The organism is Candidatus Gillettellia adelgis (assembly GCA_020541285.1).
In the GTDB taxonomy this organism is placed as follows: domain Bacteria; phylum Pseudomonadota; class Gammaproteobacteria; order Enterobacterales; family Enterobacteriaceae; genus Gillettellia; species Gillettellia adelgis.
The window spans coordinates 1,390,399-1,413,209 of the sequence record CP047043.1 but is presented as its reverse complement, the minus strand read 5'-3'; the positions used below and the strand labels follow the sequence as shown (position 1 = coordinate 1,413,209).

Genomic DNA, 22,811 nt, shown 5'->3' with positions numbered 1-22,811 from the left:
TTTAACATCCTATGTAATCGTAACTGAGAATTTATAAAACCTTTATTTTTATATTAAAATATTCACTTAATAGATCTATAACGTTAGGATGCTATCCTGTGAAATATCAAATAGCATGATAATACTCAAAAATTAGCGCTTATATACTAACAAGATTAAAAGCAATCTTAAATGCTAGTTGTCTCGAATAAACAATCTTACCTAGAAATCATGAAAACTCAAAAGATTATGTAAAAAGGAACACATTAAAATTTATAAAATTTTTCACTATATATAGATTGTAAAAGTACATTGTTTCAAGGTCATACAGAGTGCATTTATTGCAACAATACTGTATATATTTAAGGATTAAAAATTTATTCTCCTAGCGCTCAAATTAGAATCGTACAAATAGTACATTACTTCATTAGCATTGATGAATTTAATAGTCTCTAGGTAATAATAATCATATTATATGCTTTATAACTTTCTCAACTTAGACGACTCTCTTCATATTAGGGGTATTATAAGGCCGGAACACTTTAGATGAAGTTTTGTCAGTTATTGAGAATAAATCATGTATTAAAATATCTCATATGTTGGTATACTTGAATGCTAAGGGTATATGTATGTTTTGATTAATCCCAATCAAGTGCTAGTGCTATGCCTAAAGATTTTCTACGTTTCGCCTTATTGCAACGTTTTACAAGACGGTATGTAAAGTAACTAATTTATAGTTACTAACTACAGAAAATACTAAAATTAACGACTTAATATTATGTATATACTGTACTTACAATTGTATAATACTGAATTCATTAAAAGTTATATGCTTTAGTCTTTAGGGTTTATTATGTATTTTACAATATTGCTCCTGTAGTCACAATAATGTATTAAAGAATAAATGCTATGTTTTGTAAAATTTCTTGATATATCACATGCCTTAATGATATGTTGCACATTGCATGCATGACTCTTTATAGATAGAGTTTGATTTTGCAATACAATTTTTAAAAAGTTACTGTTAAAACAAACAAATATTAAAAAAAACCCAATCTGTTGCTAGTCTTGAAAAGTCATCACTAATATTATTCCGTATAATATATGCTGTACCTTAACGGATGAATATTTTAAGTATTATAAAATCAAATAAATTTTGCTATTGAAGGTATAATCTGATTGAATTATGTTCTCATCTCAATGATTCTATCTTTGTTTGGTAATACTTATGAGCGCAGTACGATTGTTTTTAGTCTCAACATTACTAGTAAAATTTATATCTATCTGTTTGTTTATTTTTCATATTAATCTAACGATAATAAGAAGTAGTGTTAGCTAGTTGCTACATATCTGTTGTTTTGACTTATATTTTATATTTTTGTTATCTATATACCTCATACTAAAAATTTTTCTATATTTTTAACTGTAAAAGTAACTATACTTTTGTGTATAAAACGTTATAGTTAACAACCCAATGAATATTAATGATCTCAAAAGTGTTGAGCTGTTTGATAAATAAAACTTAGTTAGATCAATTAATAGATTTAATAATCTATGTTGTACGTAGATTACTACGGTAACCTTTATTTTAAAAACTTAAATTCTTTAAATTGACATGCTCATTAATATATTACTGAGCGAAGATCTTATCCAAATAAAAATCTCGATAATGACAACGAGGTTGTAGTTCTTATGGATTCACAATATACATTTATTGGAATCATATGTGCTTTATTGAGATTTTTTAATAAATAACATAAAATTTTATTACCTACCTAATATATAGGTATAACTTCTCTAATCAAGAGAAGAAGTTTTCTATTAAGGCATATAATATTTAATAAAATAAATATCAGTAATCTACTTATTAAAATATTTTACTAAATTTTCATAAGAAATGGGGATGGAGTTTTAATAAATCTACGTGCATGTAAACGCTATACAATCTTAAAAGAATTGGTCCTTGTATTATGCATTAATAATTAAAAATTTATTTTGAATAATAAGGCATCAAGTAGATAGATTTTCGGTGAATTAATGAACAAGTCAAGTATAGTATAATAATAAACTAGATTAAATTTTTAATAACACTTAATATTCCAAGAATTTACTGTATTTATTCTAAAATAAATGTACTGAATGATTTTTAGGTGTTTAAACTGAAAAAAATTCTTAGTTATACAACGATAAATTCCTTTTAGTGACTGCGATAAATTTCATTACTTGGTTGATGAGTTTTGTATAACGTATACTATGAAGTATATTGCAGTAAAATATAAATGATTAATAGAACATTAGTAGAGGCTTAGACTGTACTAACAAGTTACACTTATCATAAGCTAGATCGATCAAATTATAATGAACTTGATTAATTAATTATCTCATAAGAAAGATTATTGTAACGATCAACAGAAGACTGGTTTATCGATAGAAATAAAAGACTAAAAAATAAATTAAGATATAGATATTCTTTAATATTATTTTTTTATTGCATACTACACTGAGTGTATGCGTTAATATCACGTGTTTTTAAAAGGTGATTTGTATATATTTAGCAGTGGTTTTAGATTTATTCAACCTTAAATTAGATAAACAATTCCTGTTCTATTGTACTAATCTGTGGATTAATCTTTCTGGTCTTTTAAATATCTTAGAGTTCATAAGCACTAATGAATACTATAGTAGTTGATATTTTCTAAGAAGGTAATAACTAAATTTATATAATAGCTATAATATTATTATATAGCGCATAAAATTATAAATAAGTCAAGCGCTAATCTTTAAAAACAATAATACTTTAAAAACAATAATAATGGAACACTTATATGAACTTTGCAAAACAAGATACCAGTATGAGACTACTATTTTTAAAAATAAAAACTGTAAGATATTGCACTGCATAATGCATAGCGTAATACATTCATAATACATGCTACGAATTCAATGGTATTAAATAATTATAGTACAAAAAGTGATGGGTTGTATTTTTTGAATTAGTATTAAATGTTTTATATGTAAAAATTTGTAAAACATCAAATAGTGAAATGTGTCTTAATTGATATTAAGTATATCACTATCAATAAAGTTTTTAGAAATAATACTGTAAAATTTTAAAATAGTTTTTTAAAAGATAATTTCATATGACTGATTATTTCTATCAATCAAAATAACAATCAATGTTATCGTAGTTATCAGATGTACTATGACCACACATTGAGATAAATTTGTAAATCTCTGCCATTATTAAATAATAACACTAATGCTTTTGTGGTTTTACAAGACATTAGGCGAATTAAATAACTCACATAAGTAGTTTGGAAAAAATATACATCATGCTTACGAATCTCAATTAGTGTAATTATACTATAATACTGCATTTTCGCTAACAAATTAAGTCGTTTACCTAAAAGCTTTAGAGTTACGGAGTTACAAGTAAACTATACAATAACTATGTATTTTGTCTTTTGTATAAAAGTATAAACCGATCATATCGGTAGAGATTAATTCTTATTATAGTTTTATTAAAAGAATATATAATCTTCCGAGTTCTTCTAAAATAATAGGTTATAAGAAAATGTTTTCTATTTTTTATATGTTAAAGATTTCTTTAGTTGTATGTGACTAAACTATGATATAGAAAAAGTTTAAGTTTTATTAATTAACAGAATAATTCTTATCACGTAATACACTCTTATTTACGATATGCACGATAAGTAGTTTAAATCATTTCTAATGATCATGGTGAAAAATTCATGACTATAACGCAGTAAGGCTAAGCAAAAAATTAAAGACTTATTATAAATATAATATAAGTGATCAATGTCAAAGTAGTTTGATTATTCTATCTATCCTATAAATCTCTAAATTTATGTATAATAAGCAAAGTGCTTATTAAAGAAAATGGATAATACTAGAAATACCGTTTTAATTATCTGTTAATAATTAAATAGATTCTATCTCTATTCCAAGAATAGAGAGTAACCTAGGTTTATGGTAGCCCTAAATAATTGTAACGTAAGATTATTAAAATTTCGAGTCGATATCTTTGAGTATATGATTACATTTAAAAGTTACTGTACTTGTAATATGTATTTATACTATAAAATCACCAGTTAATATATTAAAAGTATAATATAAAATATTATAAAATTCTGGATATTTGCTGTATAATCGATTGTTTTTTTATCTCATCAGTCTAGTAATCAGATACTCAATCTTCAATTATACTATTAATAAAACGATTGCAACGTTAGTGATGGATGCATGGATATTACGAATTTTATCTTGTTTCTTTTTATATCCCGTGAGATTTCGGTGATTTATCGATTAGTTAGATAGCTAGTGAAGGAGTTTGTTATTTTTAGTAACGATATCTTCACTTTTAAAGATTACTACAGAAGAGATAATTATCTTAATTATCGTATCATTTCATTTTTGTTCTTAGTTATTACTAAAATAATGAAGGTAGATATAGGATAATGACGTTATATGTACAGCGATTAATAGGCGACTAGATCATTAGGTATAATTACATAATTTTGTCTAATAAATTTATAGATAGACAGTGTTTATTGTTGCTATTAAAAATGTTGCATTTGATATGTAGAAGATACCCTGGGTTTTTTAAAAAACCTTCTTAAGATGTCATTTTAAAAAATTTGGCAAACGAGAGACTCGTAATCATAAAAATGACATTTTTATAAGCTAACTTTGTTTGATGATTATGAAATTCCGATCACTCTTCTATACTGAAGTGATGTTTTATGTTTTCTATTATAGATGGATGGCTAGGAGAAACTATGCTTGCATACAACATATTTAACCACTCATAAAAGCTAAAATCTAATGCTAGCGTTCGGTCTGCACTTTTATGAAATGTCGCATTTTATTATTACACTAATACGGGCCTAAATGTTGATAAATTCAAATCTATAAATAAATTGCAAAATATCTGTATAGACATACTATATATTGTAAATTATAATATCTGATTATTAATAATAACATCGGTAAATATTATATCACACATAAGTAATCAGGATTACTATATCAATTGAAACTTATTTCAAGAAAATACTTAAAACAATTTTAGTTATGCAATATTTTGTATTATATAAATATAGCGCTAGTTATGAAAACTTTCATAGAAAGCTACGAAAAACTATTATCAAAGCGCATAAATCATTAGGTAATCTACTTGTAAAATGTGTGTATTTAATACAAAGAAATCTAACATGCCGCGACATAGTTACTAGAAAAAATCTTATAGACTACATTCAGTGCACAGTATCTATGTATGAATATTTGTACCTTGAATACGGGTTACACAACATGTTTGATAATTTATAGATGTGATCAAATCAACAAAAAATTCATCTATTATAACTCTCAAGTAGAAATATTTATTTAGTAATGTAAATGGGTGTGCTTTGATATATAGAAAAGCATAGCATTACAATTAATAAAATCAAATAATTGTGATTACAGATTAATATATCATTGTAATATCGCGATCAAAGATTCTATGGTAGCAAATATCACACTTCTTTTTATACATGCTCTTCAGACGTTGACTTAATTTTCTATGAAAATTCATGGTATTTAGCGATTAAAGAAGATCAATTTCATTAAACTAACTGTATCATATTTATATGATGATTTTTAGGCACTTGAAAATAAAAAAATAATTCATTTTTCATTGAAATGCTTCTTATATGAGATACTAACTAAACTTTAGTAATAATCTTATTAGATTACTATAAGCTTGCTTTATCAAATTAAAAAACAGATGAGTGAATCCGAAAGTTAATTCTACATGCAACCGTTAGAATAACAGGCACTGGATAAAATAAGCATAACTAAATAATATAATAGTCAATTAAGACAGACATATACGTCTGATATGTCTGTCATCAGAATATATGCTAACTGTAAGTATAGTGCGGATTATTTGACATATTTCCAAACGGAAATAGGAATTTTATCATATAATTTGTTCATAGTCAGTTCAGCAAGACGATGATCAGCTGCGGAGTAAAAAATAGCTAATTCATCGTCGGAAAGTTCATACTTATTTTTTTCAATAACACGTTCTAGTGTATTAATTTTAGTGCATCTACGTAAACGCATTAAATAGTCATTTTTAGTCATACTAACCTTAAATTTTTATAAATCTTAAAATATATGATAGATCTTAGCCACCATTTAGTTCTCCTTGCAAGATAAAGTTGTTTTTTACAGATAATAAAATAAACAGTCCTGTATGTATTTTATAAAAAATGATCACTGCTACATAACATCTAATACATGTACTATACTTGCAATATATTAAGAAATAATCTAATCTTTGAAGAAAGGTGAAAGAAATAAAATTTTGGCATTGTTTTTTGATCTTCAAACCCAGTAATACCTTGCTTCCTATGTAATCAGTCGTTGTTCTAATAACATAAATTATTGTATTATTAAAATACAGTCATCGTAGATTACGAAAAATATTATATTTCTTAAATAAAATACACTTATCAGGTTCACATAGATATAACTTCTGTGTTTGTGATCTACAAAGACTTTTTTGCTAAATAGTTCGCTATATTTATAGCATGTTCTTTTAGGTTAGATAAGCATTATCAACAAAGAAACATAGTGCATCCCCTTGACTACCTCCCCTATTTTAATGTTATAGGTTTGTTAAATATTTAGTTTACTTTAGTGTTTTATGTATTCGGTAATACTGCTGTATTTATACACAAATAACATTTTACTTTCAGGTGGTTAGCGATATTATAATTTTATATTATACACCATATTAGTTATCAACAAATGTATAACGACTATTTAATTATAAAGTATCTTATAGGGCATAAATAATTTTCATGTTTTGTACTATACGATCTGAGATATCTAAGCGCTGATGTTCTCATATATCGTGATAGCTTAATGTTCTCAAAATGTGATATAGTATATCAAACCTCATTCAGGAAAATAGGTTAGTTAAACATACGTCTTACATCACTGGTCAGTTGATATTAAAAGTGATACATTAATGCATGTGATTTTACAACGCATAACTCTTGGACATCTAGGGATGTATACCATTTTAGTTATCATATAGTGGATGCGAGGTTAGGTTCATAGAATGAGGTCTTGTGAGAAATGAAATATTTTTAATAATTATTGATTATCATAGAGTGAGAACATTCATTCCATAATGTCATGCATTTTATCGTATCAAACTTTATAAATAGCCTTACCACCATAGCATTTACGACTTAGTTTACGTAAAATTCTGACTAGTTTTTAATTAATTTTCTTTTACAAAGAAAAATACAAGTTATCTGTTGTATTAATATATAAATGCGTCATAGTCTTTATGTTTGCATGGTTATGGGATAGAGCATCCTCTGTTTTATTTTTATTCTAAATAACTGTAACAAAAAAAATTATTAAAAACGATGTAATAGTTTAAATAGAGCATAAAACCTTTAGCGTATTTTATTTATACAATGTGATTTATGCGTTCACTTTAGTAGTGACAAAATTCATGTGTAATATCTATCATAGTTAAATATACTTAATGATTATCATATAATCGACTTATGCTGAATGTAATTAGGTTAATACGTTGACCATGAAGCGCGTTATTCACACTGTTAATGAAAAGCCAAAGTGTTAGTAATGATTGTATCTTGGATACAAAAATTACGTGTATTTTGTGTCTGCCTGAGAACCAATAACTTATTAGTTGACCTATTGATTAATAGAGATGTTACTTGTTTTAATGGCGATATTTACTGCAAGATATAGTCATAGAAGAAATAGACATATTAATTCTTTTGATTAATAGTTTATACTAACGTAACGCGATTACATTTAGTGCGACAATGTTACATCGATCTGGTTTAGTAAATGTTTAGATAAACCAAGGCATATAAATACTATACCCAGCAAATTCGTAGATAGATAATATTTTCGTCAATACTAGATGCACGATACACTTAAAGGTGTATCAGAGTCTATACATTTAAAATGGCTATTCGATGTTATCATCGAAAGACAAGATATGTCATACGTATGTACTGCCATATGCAACTATATTTTTATATTTTAATCGTATGATCGCACCATAAAATGGTTGCATCAGAAAGGCAACGATTAAGATTATAATACAGAGTAATACTTTAAAGTTTGACACTAGACTGGTGTCAGTAATACAGTCTCAGTACTTGATTTGCATTAACGAAAAATCAATGAGTTATCAGTGATAATTATTATACTGTAATAACGTTATGCTCTACTGCTATAATAGTAGGTTTAGCATGAGGTAAGTTAGATAAGTAATTTTATAAAACTTAGGCAAGGAAAAGGCTAGCATTGTCTGCTTCTTACAAAGAAGATCGCAAGGTTTTGCGTTGTGTAGGGAGAGATCTTTTACTAGATTTTATTGTGGCAACACAAATCCAATAACCTGATACAGCCTTGTTAGTGTTTTTTTCGCACGCGCACGTGCTTTACAGGCACCGTCACGCATTACTTTTTGTAAGTAAGTTTCGTTTTTTCGTAAGTTATGATAACGCATTTGCAACTGACTTAGCATACTAGATAGTTCTTCTATTACTATATTTTTTAGGTGACTATACTGTCGTCCCATTAATTCCATTTCTAATTGAACAATACTTTTATTGGTTAACCCAGACAGAATATCTAGTAAGTTAGATACGCCAGCTTTATGTACCACATCGTAACGGATAACAGGCGGCTCTTCGGAGTCAGTTATTGCGCGCTTAATTTTTTTAGTTACTATACTTATATCCTCTAATAGACCAATAATATTGTTATGATTGATATCTGACTTCGACATTTTTTTATGCGGCTCCTGGAGTGACATCACTCGTGCGCCAGTTTTAGGAATCAACGGTTTAGGCACAGTAAACACCTCACCGTATAAGGTATTAAAACGTCGACTTACATCACGACATAACTCTATATGTTGCGTTTGGTCTGCACCAACTGGCACTAGATGAGTTTGATATAACAGAATATCCGCTGCCATTAAAACAGGGTAACTAAATAATCCAGAATTAATATTTTCTGGGTAGCAAATAGATTTATCTTTAAACTGAATCATACGACTGAGCTCACCGAAATAGGTGTAGCAGTTTAGTACCCAACTTAGCTGAGTATGTTCTGGCACATGCGATTGTACGAAGATAGTGCTCTTTTCTGGATTGATACCACACGCTAAGTACAATGCGAGCATGTCTAATGTAGCATTATACAACTGCTTCGCGTCCTGACGTATAGTGATGGCGTGTAGATCAACGATGCAGTACATGCAGTCATAGGCATCTTGCATCTGAGCCCACTGACGCAGCGCCCCCATATAATTACCTATAGTTAATGCTCCAGATGGTTGTGCACCACTAAATACTATAGGTTTATTCATTTTGAACATCCTAAGTCTATAAAATAACAATCTAAGAATTAATAATAAAGTAGCGAAGTATTTTAAATGCGTCGTTACTATCGCCTTAAGTAATTTTCTCACTATCGTTATACTAAAAATTTTAGTGTAATACTGATTCAGTAATCAAGTGCTTAAGAGCTATCTGAACCTGCGATGTTAATGGGCTATATATTATACTGTAAAAGTAAGATTTGCAAAAAAAATAAAATACCTAGTGAATCACGAAAATATAACTTAGATATCCATCACATGCAGTGTTTTTTTATAAGTCTGATATAGCAAATCAGTGTCGCATATAACTACTAAAAAGTAGTCATTATATATAATAAAATTAAGCGAAAATATTCGAATTATTAATGTTAACTTAAAGACATCCCAGGATACAACTTATATTCCATATGGTTATTTCTTATCGATTGAAAGTGATATGCGCAGATTTTAATTAAATTTTAAAATTAAGTCATTCAGTTTTGGTTAAGTAGAACATATTGAAAATAAAGAATAAATATCACTGGTGTGATCATTAATTCCTAAAAATTATATTTAAAGTTTTGTAGTAGCAAATGCACTATTTTATACATGAGCAATTTAATATCAAGAGGGTTGCCATGTTCTTGATGTTAAGTTAATGCGTGCTGGTGTAGTCAAAAAATATAAAGCATATAAAGAGCAAGCCTTACTAGTATCGTTGCATTTATATTTTAACGTTCGTTAAAAATAAAGATTCATCATGTTCCTAGTTGATGAGTGAGGTACTTGGTACATGAGATTTTTTAATTTCGGAAAAATTTTTAAGATCAGTGTAACTCTGATGCCAATAGAGTGATTGCATCTATTATTACCTACATCGCAGAGTTGATATAGATGATTACTTGACTAATTAGTTAATAAACGAACGAATATGATTCGTTGCTAGTAAAACCTCAGGTGAGACATAAATATCTATAAAATCAATACATTAAAATCCAGAATCTTTGCATCTTTATTTCATTGTTGTATGCTGAGATTATGTCTGAATCGATAATGTGATTGACATATGTATCGGTTAATGCTAAGATTATTGAATAATCGTTAGAAATTAAATCACTTACAAAAATAATCAGATGATATGATAGCGCCCAGAGTTAGCTGGATTTTAAAAACAAATCAAACATCTAGATCTGATGTGGTAACTTATTATATATAATATTTACGGAAACTAGAGAATCTCTACACTGACTTCAGGTACTGAAGTCGCGATAATTTTCGGAATAATACAAAGTAAAAAATAAATAAAATTATTATCAGGACAATGATCTGACAGTATAATTATTATTTAAAATAAAAGAGTATGCATTATACTAATATGTAGTCGAACTGCTTTAAACATAGCAAGCAATAAGTACTCATATTCAATCGCTCGATCATTGACAGTTCTTTAATATATGGTCAATTTTGTAAAATTTAACGGGGAAATGGTATTTCAAACTAATGAAGTACCTTAATCCATCAGAGTCTACCATTTATATTATAATTTTTTAATATTTGATTAAAACAGTAATTTTGTACTGCATGGTCTTTGGTGTTTTAGTGAGTCTGTATAATAAATGTTGTAAAAACTAGGCAATATAATATAAAAGCAATAGTCTATTCTTAGAGATTTTAGATAAAGAGGTATTGCATTTTTTATAATATCACTTACGGTGTGTCTATACGATTAAAATCGTAATTTAATTACAGTGTATTATATTGTTATGCTTATTATTATTTCTTGGTTTTTTTGGTAAATACTGAGAGATCTACTAGTTTTCTTGTGTATAAAAAATGTTATCAATAACAAAGTTCGTTGAATATTACTGTCCTCAGTAGTTGTTTTTTGATACGTTATGTGTTAAATATATCAAACAGAGTTTTAATTAAAAATTAATTGTTTAACTGATTACTGAAAGATGAAGACTATATCATGTCATATGTTTTACGATAACGTACACTAGATTATCCAGTAAGTTTATGGAAAATCTGAATTTCATACAATATGATTTTTTTAACTAACTCAATCTGCAGGTACTTTCAGTAAATTGATGCAAGGAAAATCTTATAAATAGATCTAATACAGTCATAGTATTAGCATTTCGGTTCTAAAATTTATACATGTGACATGTAAGCGTGTTGTCTCGATTATATTAATATATTTACAATAATGAGTCGAAGTATTTATAACGCTCTTAGAGATCAACATATTTTTTATGGTTATTGTGTAAAATGTTTGTATGCAAAACAAACGTAATTCATTGTTATACGCAAAAACTACAGTGTTTAAGGAAGAGTGCTATTATCATGCATGTTGATTAACACGCCTGTATCGTTAAAGGTTAACGTTATGGTATGTTGAGTAATTTTTGTATGACCAGATTGTTGACGAAATATATAGAACCATGTCTTTTTACCAAACGGATCTTTTAGTGTTGGAGTACCCAATATATAAGCAATCTGCTGTTGCGTCATACCTTTTTGAATTTTTTTTGCATCTTCTGGCGTTAAGTAGTTTCCTTGATTAATCTCAGGACGGTATACTATCTTACTGAGCACAGAACACCCAGTAGTTAGCGTTAACAGCACTATACTAATAGTTAATATATTACTATGCATAGTAATCGCATTCCTTCATGGCCAATAATATCTGGATGATCAATAATTTTCTGTATGAGAAAATTCTATATCTTAAGTTTCATGGCTATAAAGTAATTATCTCACGCTACCATCGGAGTTCTAACTACTTAATATACTAAAACTTATATGTGTTATGAGTAATATTGTAGTGTATATTAAATATTCTTTAATATGTCACGATAATAATAAAAACTATTTTGCCGTAAAGATATACAGTAATGTAATAAACTATTTTAGTATATCATAAAAGCAGGAGATGAACTGAATTATATGTAGTCAGTAATAACGCAGTGTTTTTAAAATATTTTACGTGTTGGTAGTAGGATCAAAAATAAAACATCATTTTCACTAGGTCTCTCCGTGTAATTGTGCAGTTCACTTTTCGTATAGTATTGTCCGGTTGTTTTATAAAACATATGTTAGTTCTTAAATTCTATGACTTACCAGTGGGTTTATAAAATGTTGCTTTAATAAACTAACCTAATGAGTGCAAAAGGAATTCCATCTGTTCTAAGACGAGCTTATATACTAACAACGATTTTACAAAATATTAAAACTGTAGTGTGTATTTTACAAATGGTTGTTTGTGTTTTAATTATTTTAATTACCAAGCATAGTGCTTTACGATTAGACGTAACTATTAACAATACTCGTAATAGTTATTTAGGCCATACAGAATCATCCAGTACTGTGGTACTGTAGTTGTTTCAAGATGTTTGAGAAAACTATTTACTAGGTATTTCGTACCTATTAGTGGCAAAAATGACTGTGTATATAAAAGACTACTGATTACATTGTTGTTATGAGGATAAATGTTAATAGTGTACTCAATAAAATTGAGGTAGTTTTAGTATGGCATGGTATATTGTGTATAGTGAGATTGAAGATGATGAGTCTTATGTTAGACATGATAGATAATGTTATTTTAATATTACTAATATAACATCAATTGCAATAGCATCAATTGTAGTAATTATCTGCAAATGTCGCGCTTGTTCCTACAATAAAAATTGTAAATATTCTGATAAATATATTTTAATAGTAAATACTTAATTGATTTTATAGCTATAGTTGGAATCAGATTTATACTATTTGAAGTAGTAGCGGCATGACGCTTAGTAAAACTATGGTCTATGAAGTTGTTACAGCTATTTCTGAAATATGATTCGCTAAAGTAAGTATTTTATTCTGTGAACTAGTGCGAAGATTGCGTAATGTTATATCTGTTTCCTTGTTCCTTGAGTTTTATTACTAAAGATCTCTTTTGAATCTTGATTATTATATTTCGGTATAATTTAAATTACTATAATTATTATAGGAATTTAAGCAGTATTCAACCATATGAGGTTATGAGAATGCACGAACTCTGATTCTAATGTTTTTGAGTTGCGTGGCATTGTTTAATTGTGGCATATATTTGAAATAGGTAAGGTTATTAACTGTGTATTCAGTGATGTCGCATTTTATGTGTCTCGTATTAGCTGCAGTTTTATTTTAATTGCTTTAACTTTTACGTTGCAGCTTGATTAACTGGTGATTAACATAACGTTGTACTTAAAATTGCTTTAACACATACCGTTTAAATTTATATTTTGTATAACTTGCTTAATTAAAGTATATAAGATTATTAATGAATTGAGGTTTATGTTTGAGTGTCGGCGTTACATTCAATGTTGTTTTTGCTGCGAATTTCTTGGAAGAGATTTACGGAATTATTTAATTTGCTGGTATTGCATGTTTCCAGGATTTTCCTGGTATCAGTCTTTTTTACTCTACTTTTTTATACATATAATGTGTTGCATGATATTACAATAAAAACTAACTACTATGCGGATATTATAGCTCTATAACTAATACCGTAGTATTATTAAAAGAATACTACGCTAAGTGCAGTAAGCACTGAAAAGTGTAGAAATTTGTTGAGAATACATATTTTTTCGTTAGATTTATCGCATAAGAATATGCTTATTATTTTATTGATATGAATTGTGTGATGCCGTACTATGTGTTTTAGTGAGATTAAAACACTATATTGCATGGAAGTTACCATCGTAACCGACGCGCGCACCATTTGTGATCAAGGCTCACTTGTTGTACAAGGTCAACCTATAAGATCATATTACAGTTTTTTTAGATATATAAAATAATAGAGATTCTTTGCTTATTGCGACTTGAATAGAGTATTGGTAGTTTTATTGCGTTATTTTTAACGCTATGATTTTTCACGCCAAAATGTTCGCATAAATAACACTAATAGCGTAAATACTTCCAGATGTCCAAAAAGCATAGTCACTGCGAGTATTTACTGAGTTACGGATGGAATATAGCGGTGATGTTTCTGTCATTACACTTTATTCTAACCCTAATGTATTTCAAGTTGCTGTTATGGTGGAGAAGACAGATACAGTATCAACCTTAATCGCAATAACTGTTAGAATATATTAGTATAAATACTACGACATAAACTAAAAACACCAAAACCACTTTAAGGATACATGCCGGTAGTAGATTATTATTTAATTGAATGGTATGAAACGTTTTAGTGTATTAGCCTCTTTAATTTTTGATAATCCTGTAGATATACTGATAATATACAGAGAATCTTTAATGCACACCAGTAGGGTTAAATGCAATTGCCAATAAAATTAGAACATCACAATAATATTGAAAAGTGGATATTTAGTAACATTTTAAATAGTAAATTCCGCAGTGTTTTTCTATTAATACTGCTTAAAACATCTGATTTCAGTGTGTTTACGTTACTTTTATAAGTATGATACTTTAAAATATCATTCTCGATATTACTACTACATATTAATTGCGTCAAGATGCATATATAAAACTCAAGATCCATGCCGTAGACTTTTAAGTTGCGTTTCATTAGTAACGAAAAGTGCATAACGTATTTACAACCTAAAATTAACAAAAATGGTAATAATAGTGTTGTTGTTGAATATAACAGACGAGATTACGTCGTGGGTAGAGACATTACTAATAGCGATAATTGAAAATATGGCTAATAAAATTAGATACCGATATTCCCGTAGCCTGTAGAGCTATTTAGGTTGTCTCGTTTTTCTAATAATTTTTTATTACAAACAAACAGAATACAGAGCACTCTAAAGTTAGACCTGCGGTTTAGTAAAATATTTTAAAGTTTTTAATAAAGTGAAATATTTTAAAGTTTTTAATAAAAAGTCACTTATTTTTGTCTTCTTATTACCATTTGATATAAGTTTACCGTAGCAATTAAGTATACGGTTAAACCGAGCATTCAAAATACTCAAAATCTTTATGTATTTCCCCGATTTATGTTGTTTTATAAATTTCACTAAGCAATGAAATATCACAAAGTCTTATATTACATAAATATGTAACTAATGGTTATTTTTTCTCTTTCTGCAAATTAAGGTGCATATGGTATTTTGTTTTAGGCGCCCCATGTTTAGCTTGATGGGCCTCTTTATATATAGTAAGTCTTTAAGAAGAATTGTAGTATCTCGTTCATTAGATCGATAATGCTACGACAATAGTTATGCGATAAGTATTCGCATTTAATAAAGTATTTACTTTAGTATTATACCCTAGTTATCAAGTAAAATATACCATGCAATGAATTTTACATTAAAAGAATGGTTTTTCTTTTAGGAAGTTTTATGTTTATGTTAACATTTTAAATCCGTTGATTTATAGTTTGCAACTTATTTTTCATAGAGCACTACAGGACTTTGACATGGTCTTTTATTTGAGGTAGAGAAGATATTACTTAGCAACCAATAACCTAAGAGTGAGTGTCGGTTGCTTGTCTACTGTTTCATCAGTGTAGCATAGCTTGGAATAAGCGTATAATTTTAATTGATCTGTTAGTATTCTACACTCTGCGCAGCTGAATGAGCAGAGTCAGAGTGTATGTCATGACAGCATATTTAATTAAATAAACGGTTTTAATATACTATGATCTTATCGTTAGTAACCTATATTGTTTATTATTTAGCGGTTAGTATTTTAAAATAAAACTAACAATATCTTTGTGAGAGACTTATAAAAACAATGATACTTACTAAATGATACTTACTGATATGCGAGCGCAATGACCGAGTGATTATAAAACCAGAATAATCCTTAAGAAACACGATTTCAATTCTACTCGAAAGTTTCTTAAAATTTTTATTAAACATAAAAAAACTTTTATTAAGCCCTTGAAGGCTAATGGAATGCCCCCATCTCACAGTCGACGTTGCTAGTAATAAACACACACTAGCTAACAATTCTAGATCTGATAGTAATCTTCTTAACTTACAGGAGTGCGTTTAATGAGTATTCGTCCATTGCATGACCGCGTTATCGTTAAGCGGAAAGAAGTTGAATCAAAATCTGTTGGTGGTATTGTGCTGACTGGTTCAGCAGCAGGTAAATCTACTCGTGGTGAAGTGCTGGCAGTTGGAAAGGGGCGTGTTCTGGAAAGTGGTAGCATCCGACCATTAGATGTAAAAGTTGGTGATACTGTAATTTTTAATGATGGTTACGGTGTAAAAGTAGAAAAGATCGATAATCAAGATGTGTTAATCATGTCTGAAAGCGATATTATGGCAGTTGTTGAAGTGTAATGGCGCTTTATTTTTTGAATTAAATAAGTTGAAGGAGAATACTAATGGCAGCTAAAGATGTAAAATTTGGCAATGATGCTCGCGTCAAAATGCTTCGTGGCGTAAATGTTCTTGCTGATGCAGTAAAAGTAACTTTAGGCCCCAAAGGCCGTAATGTAGTACTAGATAAATCCTTTGGTGCTCCTAGTATTACTAAAGACGGTGTATCTGTTGCTCGTGAGATCGAATTGGAAGATAAGTTTGAGAATATGGGTGCACAGATGGTCAAAGAAGTAGCTTCTAAAGCAAATGATGCTGCAGGAGATGGTACTACTACTGCCACTGTATTAGCTCAATCCATTATTACTGAGGGGTTAAAGGCTGTAGCGGCTGGTATGAATCCAATGGATCTGAAGCGTGGCATTGACAAAGCGGTTATTGCAGCAGTTGAAGAACTGAAAAAACTATCCGTCCTTTGTTCTGACTCAAAAGCCATTGCTCAGGTTGGCACTATCTCTGCAAATTCCGATGAAACAGTTGGTAAATTAATTGCAGAAGCGATGGAAAAAGTAGGTAAAGAAGGTGTTATCACTGTTGAAGAAGGCAATGGTCTTCAAGATGAACTAGATGTGGTTGAGGGTATGCAATTTGATCGCGGTTACCTATCTCCTTACTTTATCAATAAACCAGAAACTGGTTCAGTAGAGTTAGACAATCCATTTATTTTGTTGGTAGATAAAAAAATCTCTAATATTCGTGAAATGTTGCCGGTGCTAGAAGCTGTAGCGAAAGCTGGGAAACCGTTGCTAATTATCGCTGAAGACGTTGAGGGTGAAGCTCTAGCAACACTAGTAGTCAATACAATGCGTGGCATCGTAAAGGTTGCTGCAGTTAAAGCACCTGGTTTCGGTGATCGACGTAAAGCTATGTTGCAAGATATTGCAACGTTAGCAGGAGCTACGGTGATCTCTGAAGAAATCGGTTTAGAAGTGGAAAAAACTACTCTAGAAGATTTAGGTCAAGCCAAGCGCGTCGTAATTAATAAAGATACCACTACTATTATTGATGGTATTGGTAATCAAGCAACTATTAAAGGTCGTGTTGTTCAAATTCGTCAACAGATCGAAGAAGCAACTTCTGATTATGATCGTGAAAAACTACAAGAACGCGTGGCTAAACTAGCTGGCGGCGTCGCTGTTATTAAGGTTGGCGCAGCGACTGAGGTTGAAATGAAAGAGAAAAAAGCGCGCGTTGAAGATGCTTTACATGCAACACGTGCTGCAGTAGAAGAAGGTGTAGTTGCAGGTGGCGGTGTTGCTTTGATTCGCGTAGCAGGTAAAATTAGTAGCCTGAAAGGTGAAAATGCTGATCAAAATGTCGGCATTAAAGTTGCACGTCGTGCCATGGAGTCTCCATTGCGTCAGATTGTGATAAACGCTGGTGAAGAAGCATCTGTGATTGCTAATAACGTAAGAACCGGCGAAGGTAGCTATGGTTATAATGCATACTCTGAAGAGTATGGTGACATGATCAAAATGGGGATCTTAGATCCAACTAAAGTGACACGTTCTGCACTACAGTATGCAGCCTCTGTTGCTGGCTTAATGATTACTACCGAATGTATGATTACTGATCTACCAAAGAATGAATCATCTGATTCAGGTAGCAGTGCCGGTGGCATGGGTGGTGGCATGGGTGGCATGGGTGGTATGATGTAATTATCCTTTACATGTATCTATATGCTAAAGTTCCGGTTAGCAGTGAGATGGCCGGATTTAAATAAATAGTCACTTCACCCTATAAGCTTCATGCTTATAGGGTGTCTAGTAAGTATTATAAAAAATCGATAGATATACTAGGCATTATTACCTCGAATGCCTATTATTAAGAACTACGAAAAGTTTTATACAAATAAATACACTATACTGAATTAATTCTAATCTGTGGAATTATGTCTTGATTCGTTCATGAATAATATTCAAAAATATAAAATGTATGTGACTATGTTTTGAGTTGCATGATAGTTAGTTAGTGCGATCTTTCAAGAAACTCTATATTTTAAACGATATACTGTGCGGTGGTTAAGGTGTTAGACGTATTCGGTGTTTGGGTGTTAGGTTCTTTAACTGTGCGTAAACGTTATTGTTTATAAGACAAGCAATTCAAGTAGTGCAATGCAAAAGTGTTGCATCATCTGTATAATACATATTAAGTGTAGTTAGTGTGATACCGATTCTTTTTTAAGCAGAAGTGTAGTTATTCTATTTTACATGTTTACTTTAAAAGTAAATAAGATATTTATGAATATATTAAATAAATAGAAATGAAGATATTTCTTCGAGTTTTATTTTTTAAATAAAATATCACTAACGTGTTGATTAGTGGTATTGAGACTATAAATAGTGATCTATTAGGAAATTTTAGTATAAAACATTGGGTCTTAGAAAGAAGCTAAATTTTATTTAAATTAAATGTAGTTTATGAACAAATAGCAATATTTTTCATCTTGCCATTTGCTTTAGTGATGGACTCATAACACCCCAGTAAACTTCTCTAAATGCATAAAGTATATGTTCAATATACTTTATGCATTTAGAGAAGTTTACTGGGGTGGAGAAATATATATAGCGATTCACTTATTACATAGCGTTAATGTATTCATTATATAGGATATGATGCTAAAAGACTAGAGTTCGATACACTTATAATGACTCAGTGATTATATAATATTTTGAATAGACGTATAACACGTATGTCTTTCTATTGATTAACTTGATAACCATAACTTATATAGATTACTTGTCAGGAAGTTCATGAATTCTCACACTTTCCATGACGATTAGGTGACTTACTAAACATCTATTGTAAAGCTCTAGCTGATTAGTGTAATGGAGTGCACTGATCTGTCGATATACAACAATGTATAAGTGAGCAGAATAAAAAGAATACTAGCAATAGATATTTTTAGAATTAGAACATAACTTTCATTATGGTCAGCGAAAATTAATTTATGAAAATTCAGTGCGTTAGTAGTTATCAAGGTCGTTGAACTTTTCACTGGATATAAAAGTATTTCTTTAGCCAAATGGGGTATCTAAATACCGTATCATATTTTGTGATAGCCTCTTTAAATTCTACATTAAATGTAGATCGACGGGTATTTTACTTGGTTTTCCGCTCACTTCACGCATTAAACGTGGCACTAGATAGCCAGACACTTTATTTAATAATTCTTGCATAATAGCGCGGGCTTCTGCGTCGCTTATTATAAAATGGGCTGCCCCTTGGACTTTGTCTAGCATATGCAGGTAGTAAGGAAGAATCCCAGCATTAAATAGAGCGTTGCTTAATGCTGCCAACGTAGTGGCATCGTCATTAATATGACGCAGTAGTACACTTTGATTGAGGAGTATTACGCCAGCTATACGTAATTTTTCCATGGCATCATACACCTCGTGATTTATTTCATTAGCGTGGTTGATGTGTGTAACCATCAGTATTTGTAAACGAGATGTTGATAGCCAATGGCACAGTGCTAGCGTAATGCGCGCCGGAATTACTATGGGTAAACGAGTATGAATACGTAAACGTTTCAGGTGTGAAAGTGACTCTAACTCACTAATCAGCCAACCTAGCTCATGATCTTTAGCCATTAACGGATCACCACCAGAGAAAATAATTTCATCTAGTTCCGTATGTCGTTGGATATACTCGAGTGCTTTACACCAGTTAGTCTTATTACCCTGATTAACCTTATATGGAAAATGACGGCGGAAACAATAGCGACAATTAACCGCACAGCCTCCTTTGATTAGTAGAAGAGCGCGGTTTTGGTATTTATGTAAAAGACCAGGAACCACACAACAATGCTCATTAAGTGGGTCAGTGGTAAAACCAGGGACATGATCGAACTCTTCTTTAGTGGTTAGCACTTGGCGAAGAAGTGGGTCATTAGCATTGCCAGGTTGCATGCGTGCGGCAAAAGCACGAGGCACTCTCAGCGCAAAAAGCCGACTAGCGTTACGCCCTTGTGATAATTGTGGATGTGTATTTAATGATAAAAGCTGCAGTAATTCATCAAGATTAGTAATAACATCAGAGAGTTGATGCAACCAATCTTTTTCATGATTTATGTTTTTAATAACAAAATGTACCTTTTAGTTGAACTGCTGGTCTTGATATTTAGAAGGTTATTATGGCAACTTGTTCTAGTAATAATTTACGTTCAGGTCTCAAAATTATATTTGATGATGAACCTTACACTATTGAATCAAGCGAATTCGTCAAGCCTGGAAAAGGTCAAGCGTTTGTTCGAGTAAAAATGCGTCGTCTGTTAACGGATACTCGTGTGGAAAAAACTTTTAAATCTACTGATTCTTGTGAAATCGCAAATGTTATAAACACTGGTATGCATTACTTGTATAATGATATTAATTTTTATTATTTTATGCATCCTAAGACTTTTGATCAGTGTCAAATTGAAAAAACCACTATTTCTAATGTAGCAAAGTGGCTACAAAATAATGTAGAATACATTATTACTTTTTGGAATAGTCGTCCTATTTCAATTCAATTGCCAAACTTTATTGAAGCAGAAGTAACCTCTACGAGTCCAGGGAGACAAGCAGAAACCGCAAATGCCAGTGGAAAATCAGCCATTTTAAGTACCGGTGCTACAGTAAAAGTGCCTTCATTTGTACAGATTGGCACAATTATCCGTGTTGATACGCGTTCTGGCGAGTATGTTGCTCGCATCAAATGAATAATAAACAAGAGCATAACCTTGTCTCGTAATTTTATTTATAGAATATTGCAGGTTCTGCGTAATATAAGCAACTCTGTTACTACATTTATTTGGTTAGTATTTATGTGCCGTAATAATGCGGAAATAGTTATTATAGTGTTATTTCACCGTATCAGTAATGTCTCATAAAATTATGTAGAATATGTGGTGATATTTTTCTCACTAAATATTATATGCATTAAAGAATTTAATTTATAATTATAAAATATAGTAATTTTTTAATAACAGATGGTACCCGCATTCCTATGTTAAAGAAACTCAACAGCGTATATATGATGATATATACGCTGTTGAGTTTCTTATTGTTAATTTTTAATACACTTATCAAGTTAGCGTACTTTTTTAATGTTTCATATACGGGCGTATCACTATCACCTGAATCATAGAAAGCTAACATTAAAATATGAAGTTTACGTAGTAATGCAACGATAATACAGATCGTGGTTTGTTAGAACCTAAAATCGTGTTTCTTGCTTATAAAACTAGAATTAATCTTCTGGATACACTCCAAAACATCTGCTATGCAGTCTCTGCAGTTATCAGACCAATCACACTATCAATTATACGTGTTAGTTTTTATTTACCTTAGTATCAGCGCTAAGATGATGTATCTAACTATAAGTTACATCTTATATTAAGAGTCAGCGCATAATTTAGTGAAGGTGAACTTGGAGTTTATTGTAAAAGTGATTTTATTAATTATGTATTCATAATACTTAAGCTTAAGACATAAGAAGCACATATCACATATAAACACTAATATTTTGTTCTACGTGCGGTATGCAAAGTAGTGAAAATAATAGGATGTGCTCAGTTACATAAAAACAACTAGACGCGTTATCTATACATCAGGATTCTAGGTATGCTTGATTTATTAGAAGTACAATGTGTTTTTGAAAAAATGATCTAGTGATTAACATGTATTTGATACTTTATTGCTACTGTGAGATTGTTTTTAGAAAAATGCGATTTTATCAAATCGATTATGAAACGTAAAAGGTTATGTCAGTCAACATAGATAAACCCTCACTGCTATTATAGCATATAACCTGATGTACAATAAGCGTTAGCTAAGTTCAACAGCAAATCTTAGTGCGTGTATTGCGGTTTATTAAGACTGAAAATCACAGCATTAGTAATCTTCTTTTATAATAGGGATGCTCTTATTTAATTATTACGATAGTATAAAATAGTTTTATTTCGTGTTCTTTAAGGAGTTGCTATTTACTTGCAATAATACTTATACAAGACTCTGCGATATTTTCCGTGTATGTCTCGGTGCTACAAAATGTTCAAGACTCATTCATTTAGTATGAGAATTGGAATCATG

At 30.2% G+C, this 22,811-nt stretch carries 7 protein-coding genes; 3 read left to right on the top strand and 4 right to left on the bottom strand.

Annotated elements, in window-relative coordinates; translation table 11 throughout:
• Window positions 1-5,925: 5,925 nt before the first annotated feature.
• The 3 genes from GIY03_RS03350 to bamE form a co-directional block, all read right to left on the bottom strand.
• On the bottom strand, window positions 5,926-6,129 hold the full coding sequence (locus tag GIY03_RS03350; protein ID WP_457913696.1) for an HHA domain-containing protein: 204 nt from the start codon (window positions 6,127-6,129) through the stop codon (window positions 5,926-5,928).
• 2,287 nt (window positions 6,130-8,416) lie between these two features.
• Window positions 8,417-9,421 carry a tryptophan--tRNA ligase gene (trpS, locus tag GIY03_RS03345; protein WP_457913695.1) on the bottom strand — a complete coding sequence of 335 codons (1,005 nt, stop codon included), beginning with the start codon at window positions 9,419-9,421 and terminating at the stop codon, window positions 8,417-8,419.
• A gap of 2,316 nt (window positions 9,422-11,737) precedes the next feature.
• Window positions 11,738-12,070 (bottom strand): outer membrane protein assembly factor BamE, encoded by a 333-nt coding sequence (bamE, locus tag GIY03_RS03340; RefSeq protein ID WP_457913694.1) that lies wholly within the window; start codon window positions 12,068-12,070, stop codon window positions 11,738-11,740.
• A 4,334-nt stretch (window positions 12,071-16,404) separates the two neighbouring features.
• Here bamE and GIY03_RS03335 point away from each other — a divergent pair.
• Window positions 16,405-16,698 (top strand): co-chaperone GroES, encoded by a 294-nt coding sequence (locus tag GIY03_RS03335; RefSeq protein ID WP_457913693.1) that lies wholly within the window; start codon window positions 16,405-16,407, stop codon window positions 16,696-16,698.
• 44 nt (window positions 16,699-16,742) lie between these two features.
• Entirely contained in the window at window positions 16,743-18,395 is a 1,653-nt protein-coding gene (groL, locus tag GIY03_RS03330) for a chaperonin GroEL (RefSeq protein WP_457913692.1), read from the top strand.
• A gap of 1,416 nt (window positions 18,396-19,811) precedes the next feature.
• On the opposite strand, the gene epmB is transcribed toward groL, so the two are convergent.
• Window positions 19,812-20,819 carry an EF-P beta-lysylation protein EpmB gene (epmB, locus tag GIY03_RS03325; RefSeq protein WP_457913990.1) on the bottom strand — a complete coding sequence of 336 codons (1,008 nt, stop codon included), beginning with the start codon at window positions 20,817-20,819 and terminating at the stop codon, window positions 19,812-19,814.
• A 53-nt stretch (window positions 20,820-20,872) separates the two neighbouring features.
• Between epmB and efp the strand changes: the two genes are divergently transcribed.
• Window positions 20,873-21,439 carry an elongation factor P gene (gene efp / locus GIY03_RS03320; protein ID WP_457913691.1) on the top strand — a complete coding sequence of 189 codons (567 nt, stop codon included), beginning with the start codon at window positions 20,873-20,875 and terminating at the stop codon, window positions 21,437-21,439.
• Window positions 21,440-22,811: the final 1,372 nt, after the last annotated feature.